Annotated in this window: 10 protein-coding genes; 6 read left to right on the top strand and 4 right to left on the bottom strand. The window is 36.2% G+C overall.

The window, feature by feature from the left end:
• Positions 1-225: hypothetical protein (locus F6K06_RS32490; protein WP_287309019.1), on the bottom strand; the 225-nt coding region annotated here is incomplete at its 3' end.
• Between the two features lie 508 nt (positions 226-733).
• On the opposite strand from F6K06_RS32490, the gene F6K06_RS32485 reads away from it, so the two are divergent.
• From F6K06_RS32485 to F6K06_RS32475, 3 genes are all read left to right on the top strand, one after another.
• Positions 734-1,738, top strand: a complete 1,005-nt coding sequence (locus tag F6K06_RS32485; RefSeq protein WP_287244847.1) for an AraC family transcriptional regulator — start codon at positions 734-736, stop codon at positions 1,736-1,738.
• A gap of 282 nt (positions 1,739-2,020) precedes the next feature.
• The gene (locus tag F6K06_RS32480; protein WP_124147835.1) at positions 2,021-2,422 is read left to right on the top strand and encodes a hypothetical protein; all 402 of its coding nucleotides are present in this window, start codon (positions 2,021-2,023) and stop codon (positions 2,420-2,422) included.
• A gap of 1,145 nt (positions 2,423-3,567) precedes the next feature.
• Positions 3,568-6,405, top strand: a complete 2,838-nt coding sequence (locus tag F6K06_RS32475) for a tetratricopeptide repeat protein (protein ID WP_124147834.1) — start codon at positions 3,568-3,570, stop codon at positions 6,403-6,405.
• A 385-nt stretch (positions 6,406-6,790) separates the two neighbouring features.
• Here F6K06_RS32475 and F6K06_RS32470 read toward each other — a convergent pair whose 3' ends face one another.
• The 3 genes from F6K06_RS32470 to F6K06_RS32460 all read right to left on the bottom strand — a co-directional run bounded on the left by F6K06_RS32470 (position 6,791) and on the right by F6K06_RS32460 (position 7,697).
• Complete coding sequence (locus F6K06_RS32470; protein ID WP_287309017.1) at positions 6,791-6,979, bottom strand: hypothetical protein; 189 nt, start codon at positions 6,977-6,979, stop codon at positions 6,791-6,793.
• Positions 6,980-7,156: 177 nt separating this feature from the next.
• A complete protein-coding gene (locus F6K06_RS32465; protein WP_287244843.1) occupies positions 7,157-7,546 on the bottom strand; it encodes a Rid family hydrolase in 390 nt (129 codons plus the stop codon).
• The gene (locus F6K06_RS32460) at positions 7,530-7,697 is read right to left on the bottom strand and encodes a pentapeptide repeat-containing protein (protein WP_240039213.1); all 168 of its coding nucleotides are present in this window, start codon (positions 7,695-7,697) and stop codon (positions 7,530-7,532) included. The genes F6K06_RS32465 and F6K06_RS32460 overlap by 17 nt, the downstream gene beginning before the upstream one ends.
• A 55-nt stretch (positions 7,698-7,752) precedes the next feature.
• Between F6K06_RS32460 and F6K06_RS32455 the strand changes: the two genes are divergently transcribed.
• The 3 genes from F6K06_RS32455 (at position 7,753) to F6K06_RS32445 (ending at position 10,146) form a co-directional block, all read left to right on the top strand.
• Complete coding sequence (locus tag F6K06_RS32455) at positions 7,753-8,274, top strand: pentapeptide repeat-containing protein (RefSeq protein ID WP_124147832.1); 522 nt, start codon at positions 7,753-7,755, stop codon at positions 8,272-8,274.
• A gap of 19 nt (positions 8,275-8,293) precedes the next feature.
• Positions 8,294-8,488, top strand: a complete 195-nt coding sequence (locus F6K06_RS32450; RefSeq protein ID WP_124147831.1) for a hypothetical protein — start codon at positions 8,294-8,296, stop codon at positions 8,486-8,488.
• Between the two features lie 662 nt (positions 8,489-9,150).
• Positions 9,151-10,146, top strand: a complete 996-nt coding sequence (locus F6K06_RS32445; RefSeq protein ID WP_124147830.1) for a threo-3-hydroxy-L-aspartate ammonia-lyase — start codon at positions 9,151-9,153, stop codon at positions 10,144-10,146.
• Positions 10,147-10,283 lie beyond the last annotated feature (137 nt).

Here is a 10,283-nt window from a genome sequence, read left to right as displayed (position 1 = left end):
ACTGGCACACAGATGTTTATAGAATGTTCCTATATTGCGTTGAAATACAGTATGATATTCTCGGTATTCATTGCTTTTACTTAAAAAGTCAGAGGTTGCATATATGCTTTGTGTAGGTGCTTGAGAGGTACCTGCAGCAATATTCTCAAAATGTTTTAGGAGAGAGGTTACACGAGGCCCTTTAAGCAAAGTAGCTCTGATTTTATCATAGTCAAATACTTTCATATTTAAATAAATAATGAAGAACAACAATATCATCTGCATATTCTGTTTTTCTTGTCAATTACTTCCTGGGCATGCACTTCAGAATCTTTATCTTCTCCCCTCACCGCCTAAATTGAGAATTCGTTGCATGAATCAAAAACTCCTTATATTAGTGGGGACATTGTTCGGAAAAGACTACTTTCCAATCCCCAAGTTGAGTTGTTTAGACCAATGCAGCAGATGTAGGGAGCCAAGGTAGCATCCCTGAAATCCAAAGCATTAAGGACATCGCCATAGCAATCCCCGTTTTCATGGCTCGTTGCATGAAAATAAACTCCTTAATTTTCAAATAAATACGTTCAAAAACAAATTTTCATAAGCAAAAATCAAATTTGTGACTTTGTTGTTCCACTTTAGTGGTAGTCTGATTGTTTGAACATTCAAAAATTCCCACTTTTTTAATCATAAGAATTAAAAAACTAATTTAAGTCAAATATTAATTTGATTTATCAAAATTTTTGTTGAGGTAATGAGTATAAAAAAGAGTAAAATTAACCAGGATAAATCTGGGAGAAATAATCAGCAGATTACCTCCCTTTCCTTTACAGATGTGGATCTTTTCACTGAGTTTTTCGGCTATCGCGGAATGCAGATGATACAACTCACTACTGGTCGTCTCCAGAGTAAGTTTTTGTCGATCCGGATTGGTGATTTACATTTCATACGCAATCAGGCGAATCAAGGTATTCAAGTTTGGGGTGAAGACTTGACGAAATACCGAGATTTTACGATGGTCTGGTTTGAGGATGAAAGAGAATTTTACTCCCACCGTCGCCCTATCAATCCTCAAAGGACTATTTTTGGTTTCAATGGAGATGAAGTAGACTTTGTAATGCCTCAAGGTGGAACGATCGCAAACATTTTAATCCCTGTGGAAACTTTTCATGCTCATGCAGACCAACTACAACGCCACTATTTGGATGATTGTTTCCTGAATAAAAATCATGTAAATTTGTTACCAACTGGGATGAAAGAAATTAAAGATTACTTGAAGGAAATATTTTGGTTAGCAGAACATAAACCAAGTTATTTACAACAAGATCATGTTGTCGATCTTGTTACTAATGATTTCCTGCCTTTGTTAATTAGTAAGATTCCCATTAAGTGGAATTCCAAGAGTTCCCTCAAACCTTCCCGACAAGCTAAGTTGATTGCTAAAGCAGAGCAAGAAATGTTAGCCACCTTTGAAGAACCTCTCACGTTAAAACAGCTAGCTCAAAATTTAGAGTCTAGCAGTTCCGCTTTATCCCGTGGTTTTAAGGAGTTATTTGGCATGAGTCCGATGCGTTATCTCAAGGTGCGAAGACTCAATGCATTGCGACAACGCCTGAAGGTAAGCGATCCGGAGAACTCTACTATAACTACGCTTGCAGGTCAATTTGGGTTCTGGAGTGCAGGTCATTTTGCTAGAGATTACAAAGCTATGTTTGGAGAGTTGCCTTCAGAGACGTTGCAAAAGACTGCAAAAGTTTAGTTTGAGTATTAGACATCTCCAAAAATCAAAAATAAAATCAATTATTATCCAGAAATTATCAATTATTCCCCTCCACCGGAGGGGTGAGGGGTGGGTTCCCTGTTCCCTGTTCCCTGTTCCCTGTTCCCTGTTCCCTCTTTTCTGGAGATGTCTATATGATGGATAAAATAAAGTTTTCATAAAATGGTTGAGAATTAGTCGATCAATTCAACAATATGGGAAATAATACCAAAATGCTGTTCTAAAATTAAGAAAAGATAACTAGAAAATCTAAAGGTTAATATGGAAAGAGGTTTATTGTGGTTGCCCCTATTGGGTGTGTTTATCTGGTTAGCTTGGGCAGGTTGGAATGAGTATCAAAAGTTGGAATCTTACCGTGCTTGGGCAGAATCTTTTGAGAAAGCTAAATATGATATTTATGCAGTATTGGGTCAAAATGGTGAAAGTATAACTTGTGGAAAACCTACACGCAAGGGACCTGTTAATTTGGAAACCTTTTCTTTGTCAGATGTGATTTCGCTACAATTATTAGTTAATAATAAGGTAGTAGATCCGGAAAATTTACCAGGTCAAGGTAAAGTAGTTTTGGAGTTTATTTTTTCTGATTCTAAAAATATCCAAATTCCCTTTACAGATATTGATTTAGCAGTTAATTGGTGCAAATATTTACAGCAAAAATTATAGTAGTTGAAGTAAACTTTAGTAAATTTGCCTGTTCCCTTAAAAAAATAGATATTTCATCAAAAAAATGTCGGAACGTTCCATGGCAAGTTGTTAAGCATTTAAACCATATATCCAATTTTTGTTCAAGGCAACAGGCAACAGAAAACAGGGAATATAAAACCTAAATGATTTTTAGCTTACCTCCCTATAAGTTTAATGGGTGTTGGTGATGCGTGGCTATGATTTTGCTTTAATGGCGATGGCATAAACATTAACTGAAAAGCATTTTATATTTTGCAAAATTTAGGTTTCATAGCTTGATTCACCAACACCGTTTAATGGGTAGTCCTCCATCGTAATAGTAGATAGGAACAATCAATTTCCAGTGGGAGCATCCTGCCCGCGAGTACGGGAGCAAGATGTTCCCACTGTTTTCCTCACAAAAATAGGCGTTGGTGAAGCGCGGGTATGATACTAATCTTAATTACTTAGGAGTCAACCCACCCCTGTCCCTCCCAGGAGGGGAATTCAGTCGGACCTCCTCAGGAGGGAAGAAAGAAGAATAAACCCCAAGTATAAGGAGAAAGTTTTTTGGTCGGGTAAGTACGGGAGCAAGATGCTCCCACTGTTTTACTCACAAAAATAATAAAAAATCAAATCAATTATAGGGGATAAATTATCAATTATTCCCCTCCCAGGAGGGGAAGGACCTCCTCAGGAGGGAAGAGAATGCGCGAAACATTTGCTCTTGGATGAAGATGAAAATTTTTTTTATACCGAACCCGAGCGGATTTGATATAAACCCTTATTTATCGGTAATGCACAACCATTACAATGTACCACCATCGTTTAATAAATTTCTGGGGATGTCTAATATCAAATCCGGTAGTATCGGTACAATTAATATCGTAGGGGTTTTGTGACCAAACCCCTACCAAGTTTGGAATTTTGCCTCTTTTAGAATCTTCTACTCCAAAGTAAGCGTATTTGATATAATAGAGTCAAGCTTACTAATACCAATTCACTTTAAATATGTCACAAATAGTTTCAACCTTTAGATATGAAATAACTTCCTGAAATTACTATATTGTTAAAGTTTTGAGCTGATAAAATCTTACTTTTGACTTTGAATTTTTGACTTTTAAATTCCCTACTCCCTAAAAAAAATGGTATTAAAATTTCTGAAAAAAATTAGTAAAGCAGTGGCAGAAGCAGCTAAATTTGTTACTCTTAAAAAAGATGCAAAATCTACAAATATAGTAACTACAAAAAATCCCGTTTTAGCCAAACGAAAAGAAAATATTCAACTAGAAAAATTAAAACTAGAATATATCCAAAATCAAGATAACTTTGATTTAGAGAAACTGAGTCAAGATAATTCCCAAGAATTACAGGCATTTATTCAAATTGCCGAAACTACCAGACTCGAAACAAATATAGATTTTCCAAGATGGCTGTTGGAACAAGAAAAAGCAATTCAAATAGAACTACTCAAACAAAACTATGAACTTCAACGAGAATTAGTTGCCTATCAACGAGAAACTTCTCTACAAATTATAGAAGAACAAAAAAGATTAGAAAATTCTCCTATTTGGTTAGTTGCTGCCGATATTCTCAACTCCGATCCAGAGGAAAAAATTCTGCCTCTGCGAGTTTTCTTTGCTCCGCCAAAACTCGTATTTGATAGACTTGAAGCAGCTAATAATTATCCTAATTTTTTCCCTAATATTGAACTGACTTTAGCAGACGGTTTGCGACAATTTTTCATAAATTATACAGCTAAAGGCAGAGAAATAGATTTTTTGGCAGGAGCTTGGGTAAGTAAATCTTTTCATAGTGAAGCCAGTATTAAAGCTTTATTTGGTGTATTAAAATCTCAGCCAACTTTAGTTTTAGAATCAGAAGTTAATGGTAATTATCTCAATTTTAGAATTGCTTATTGGAGTTTAGGTTGGTCGAAATATCGTTACGACCCTATTATTTCTAGATTGCCTTATCAAGATATTTTATATGAATCTGCGAAACTCCGGGCGCGTCGATGGTTAGCAATTAGGTCTAAGTTAATTGCTACCGGAGAAAAAGGGAAAAAAATTGATGAACTTTATGGCGGTAATAATTTAATCAACCTGAAAAAATTACAGCGAGAGCAAAAATTTAGAAAGGCAGGAATTGACATTAGTGAGTTGGATATGAACTATATTGTCAATCAGAAAGACTTTGAGGAATTAGGGAAATTTTTAACTCTTTATCATTGTATATTTGCTGGTTTAGTAGCAGATGAATATTTTTTAGTTGAATATAATCTCCCTCCTATTTTGCCAGAATTATTACCCGATTTAATTAAAAATTTACCAGAATCTCCAGAAGTTGATGAGATGATGGAATCGGTGATTTTATATTATCAAAAAATTTATCAATATTTAGAAATTCAGCGTTCTGGTTGGATGCCAGAATTGACTTTAGATTTAGCTCAAAGTTTGGCAAATTTACAAAATAAAGTTTGGGCAATTACACAGATTGAACATTCCTTAAAATATTGGTTAAAGTCACGGGGTTTGTCGTCAGTTCCAGACAAATTAATTTTGCTATTGGAAGCCATAGAATCTGTAGTAAAAGCAGAAGATTTGGAATATGTAAATAAATTAAATCAATGTTTAACAGCTATTGGTGAAACTAGGCAGTTAAATATAATGGAAATTTGCTACAAACGAGCAGTAAGTAATTTTAAACAGGAAGATTATCTAGGAGCAATTAGTGATTTTGACCACGCAATAAAGCTGAATCAAAATTGGGGTGAAGCTTATTATAATCGTGGTTTTGTTTATGGAAAAATCGGTCAATATCAAGCAGCCATTAATGATTTTACCCAGGCATTGCAGATCAATGAAAATTGGGTAGATGCCTATAATAAACGAGGTGATACTTTTAATCAATTAGGACAATACGAACAGGCGATCACTGACTATCAACAAGCATTAAAACTACAGCCAGACTGTGAAGATGCTCGGCGAAACTTGGGCATTGTCCAGGGAGTTGTGGCAGAAATAAAACGCCAACAACAAGAAGAAATAAAACCAGTATCTCCACCCGTTCAAAAAACATCAAAACAACAGAAACATAAACTAGAAAATTGTGTTGTAACTAATGAATTTCAGGCACATTCAGAAGGAGTAAGTTGTCTTGCCATCAGTCCAGACGGACAAATATTAGCTAGTGGTAGCTATGATGACACTATTAAGTTGTGGCAGTTGAGTACCGGAGAAGAAATTTCTACTTTTACAGGACATTCCGACGATGTGGAGTCAGTGGCATTTAACCCTAATGGCGAGATATTAGCTAGTGGGAGTTACGACCACACTATCAAACTATGGCAGTTGAGTACAGGCAAAAAAATTCGCACTTTGCGCGGACATTCCAATGATATTGAGTCCTTAGCATTCAGTCCCAATGGGCAAATATTAGCTAGTGGTGGCGACGATAACCAAATTAAGTTGTGGCAGGTGAGTACGGGTAACGAACTTCATACTCTCACAGGGCATTCTCAGAGGGTTTGGTCTGTGGAGTTTAGCAATGATGGGCAGATGTTAGCAAGTGGGAGTGGTGACAATACGATTAAGATTTGGCATTTAGCTACAGGGCAAGAAATTAAAACTCTCAGGGGGCATTCTGGTTATGTGAGTGCAGTTGCGTTTAGTACTGACGGTGAAATATTGGTGAGTGGCAGTGATGACAACACTATTAAGTTATGGCAGTTGAGTACGGGTCTGGAAGTAGCTACTTTGACTGGGCATGACAAAAGTATTTGGTGTTTAGCAGTTTCGCCAGATGATACTTTGCTGAGTGGGGGTGCGGATAATATGATTAAAATATGGCAGTTGAGTACAGGTCTGGAAATGGGTACTTTGACTGGTCATGCTTTGGGTGTTTTAGCTGTAGCAATTTCTCCTGAAGGAGATTTTTTGGTCAGTGGGGACGGTGATGGTTGTATTAGGGTTTGGCGATAGGTTGTTTGCACTCAGGAGTCATATCATGTCCGCTTGAATAGTTACACCTTGGTGAAGGGAAGGCAGAAGGATTTCTGGCAATTTTGATTTAATTTTATACACAAACTATGCTACCGGACATGATATCAGGAGTCAAGAAGGAAGACGAGAAGAAAGTTTTTGACCGCTAATTAAAACTCACATTCCGCACTTCAATTTCTAACATTAAAAGTAGTAGAAAAATCCGTAACTTGGTAGATATTTATACTATATAGCTCCTACATTTGACCTTTCTCAGCAGTCAGATTCTCAGGAAAATATTAAGTACAAATACTCAATTACTTACTCCTATTGACCACTATAATTGTCTCCTGTCTCCTAATAATACCATTTTGAAAAAAGAATGTTACGAATAGTAAGAGGGATAAAAATAATTTTCAGGAGACATCCCTTTGACAAAAAAGATGATTTCCAACCTAAAAAGTGGTATTGAAGCCATTCCCATACGACTCCTGACTCGGTCTTTCCCCTCGTGGGAGGGGGAGGGGCGAGGGGTGGGTTGACTCCTAAAAAATCCCCTAGTTATTTGTAGCAAAAATTTATCAAAATGGTATAATAGACATCTCCGAAAAAGAATAGACTTTTTGCAGAAGTAGGCAACAGGCAACAGGCAACAGGCAACAGGCAACAGGCAAAAGGGAAGAAAATTTATGAAAAAAGACACAAAAAATAATCTATATGTGTAATTTCCACTCCTATGTCTAATAAGTATTCAACCGGATTTTATATTAACTGTGGCAAAGTCGTTGATGTCTTTGAGGAAAATGGTGGTTTTGACAACGTTTGAGCAAACTCCACCTACTGCTGTAAGAATAGCTTCTAGGTTTTTCATTACTTGTTCTGTTTGTTTACTTACATCGTCGGTATAGACTATTTGATTGATTCTAGTGTCGATCGCTATTTGACCTGATACAAAAATCATTTGATTATATGGACTAACTGCTTCGGGTGCTTTGTCGGTTTTGATTATTTTGCGTATTGTAGTAGGTATTATTGTTTCTATTTTTTGTTGGTTATCGCTTGGTGTTTCTGCTTTGGTAAATTCTTCATCATTCGGCATTATGCTATCAGTAAAGTCTGCATCTTTATACTTTCCACCCATAAGTTTTAGCACCAGATAAATTGGCTTTAATCAGATTAGCTCCTTCTAAGTCAGCTCCCATCAAATTTGCTCCTTGTAAATTTTTCCTTTCTAAATTTACTTCTTTGAGAGAAGCTTTTTTAAAGTTTGCATTAGTAAGGTTTGAGCCAATACCACATCACTATATAATATATAATAGATGTAAATATCAATAAAAATTAAAGACTATGAAACTGCCAAAAATTATTACTATTACCCTTTTAACAATTGCCGGATTAACTACGCCAATTCTAGCAGAAAATGCCAATGATATCCGAAGATTTTTAGATAATCCATCAGCAGTTTGTCAAGGATGCGACCTTAGTGGAGCTGACCTTAGTAATATCAGACGACGAGGTGCAAAACTTAGACAAGCTAACTTAACAAATGCCGACTTAAGCAAAAGTAATTTTAGTGGTTCTTACTTTACTTGTGCTGACTTAGCTGATGCTAACCTGCAAAATACTAACCTCCAATGGTCTAATTTAGTGGATGCTAATCTCCGTGGAGTTGACCTCAGAGGTGCTGACCTCAGCAAGACTGATTTAAGTGGTGCTATTTTCGAGGGTGCTTTAACAGAAGGGGTAATATTAGAAGGAGCAAAAATGCCTGATGGAGCAACTATTTATGATGGCCGTGGTTTAGAGTCATTTCAGCCTAGACCCATTTTATCTCAAGCACGAGTTCAATGTCTGGGAGACCAAAAATAATCGGTAGTGGTGCATACTCATGGTAGAGGGAAATGGAGATATGTGGAGATGGGGAGATGGGGAGATGGGGAGACCTGGAGCGGAAAAAACTGTGAGTAGGAAAGAAACCGAAATACATCCTCTCTCTTGGTCGATTGGATATGGGGAAGTCTCCTCGCCATCCCACTCTACGGGAAGCTCCGAAGATCAACCGCTTTCTTTTAATTGGAGCTGAGGTAATAACAGTTGACATCATTAGGTAATTTGTCCCAAGTTTTATCAATAGACATCTGGTAAAAATCAAAAATCAAATCAATTCTCACACTATATATATCAATTATTTCCCCTCCTGGGAGGGGGAGGGGTGAGGGGTGGGTTCCCTACTGCCTACAGCAAAGCTGCCTACTGCCTATGCGTGGAGGAGATGTCTAATACCATTACCGTTGCAGGACTGCCAAATAATCTTAATTGTTGAAGTTTGGTTGAAGAATAAAACTTCAAACTCTTAATATAAAATTACTTCAAATTATGATTAATTAGTTTGGTATGAGGTCTGGAGATAGTGAATTGTTTATAGTCTAATGAATGGTTAAATAATTTGATATTATAGGCTTTGTGAGAATCCCCTATTCCTCTCCCCAACCTAAAATTTCTTTGTTTGTTTTTTCTTTTTACCAAATAATTAAGCTTGAAAGCTTCTACGCATCAAGAATAAAAAAAATCATTTTAGTCAATCCTCTAATTTTAAGGAGAAGTAATTATGAATGATAATTGTTATAGGAGTTGCCATTACTATATTTGACAGATAAAAAGCTTAAAACTTAGATCACGCCAGATTTTTCCTTCTTCCTTCTTTCTTCTTCATTCTGCTATAATTGTTGAATATTTTCAGAAAATATGTCTATTTATTCCTCAAAATCTGCCGATCATTTTGTAGTTAATTACAATAATATTACGGCCGCAGCTAATCGTTTATTGTCGGTGGCTAATCGCACACCTGTAATAACTTCAAAAACTGTAAATCAACTAACTAACTGTCAAGTATTTTTCAAGTGTGAAAATTTTCAACGAACAGGATCATTTAAGTTTAGAGGAGCTTACAATGCTCTATCTCAACTATCAAAAACTCAAAAACAATCGGGAGTCTTAACCTACTCTTCGGGCAATCATGCTCAAGCGATCGCCTTAGCAGGAAAATTATTAAATATTCCCACAACTATAGTTATGCCCGACAACGCTCCACAAGTAAAAAAAACGGCTACTCGTGGTTATGGAGCAGAGATAATTTTCTATGATGTAAATGAAATAAATAGAGAAAAACTAGCTCAAAAAATTGCTCAAGAAAAAGGTTTGATAATTATTCCTCCTTATGACCATTGTGATATTATTGCCGGACAAGGTACAACTGCTTTAGAATTAATTGAACAAGTAGGAAGTTTAGATTTACTATTAGTATGTTGTGGTGGGGGTGGTTTACTTTCTGGTTGCGCGATCGCCACTAAAAATCTCTTAAAAAACTGTCGAGTTATTGGCGTGGAACCGAAAAATGCAGATGATGCAACTCGGTCTTTTTATTCTAAAATTCTACAAACTGTATCTAATCCTAATACTATTGCTGATGGTGCTAGAACACCTTATTTAGGCAAGTTAAATTTCCCATTAATTTTGAATTATGTTGATGATATGGTGACAGTTTCAGAGGAAGAAATTTTAAGAACAATGTATTTTATCTGGGAGAGAATGAAATTAGTAATAGAACCCACTGGAACATTGGCAGCAGCAGCTTTATTAGAAGGTATTGTTAAAGTTTCTGGTGTGAGAGTTGGAGTAATTATTAGTGGAGGAAATGTGGATTTAAAACAGGTGGGAGAGTTATTTAAATTTCTTAATTAACTGTAAATAAATTATATCATGTCCGTTTATATCGTTTGTGTAAACCCAAGGGTGAATATCTACAGGAAATGATGGTTTTTTCTTGCGAGGGTAGCCTTCTTCCCTCTTCCCTCTTTCTTCTTCCTTCTTCCTTCTTC

Source organism: Okeania sp. SIO1H4 (assembly GCF_010672695.1).
GTDB lineage: Bacteria > Cyanobacteriota > Cyanobacteriia > Cyanobacteriales > Microcoleaceae > Okeania > Okeania hirsuta.
This window is presented reverse-complemented; position numbering and strand designations above follow the sequence as displayed.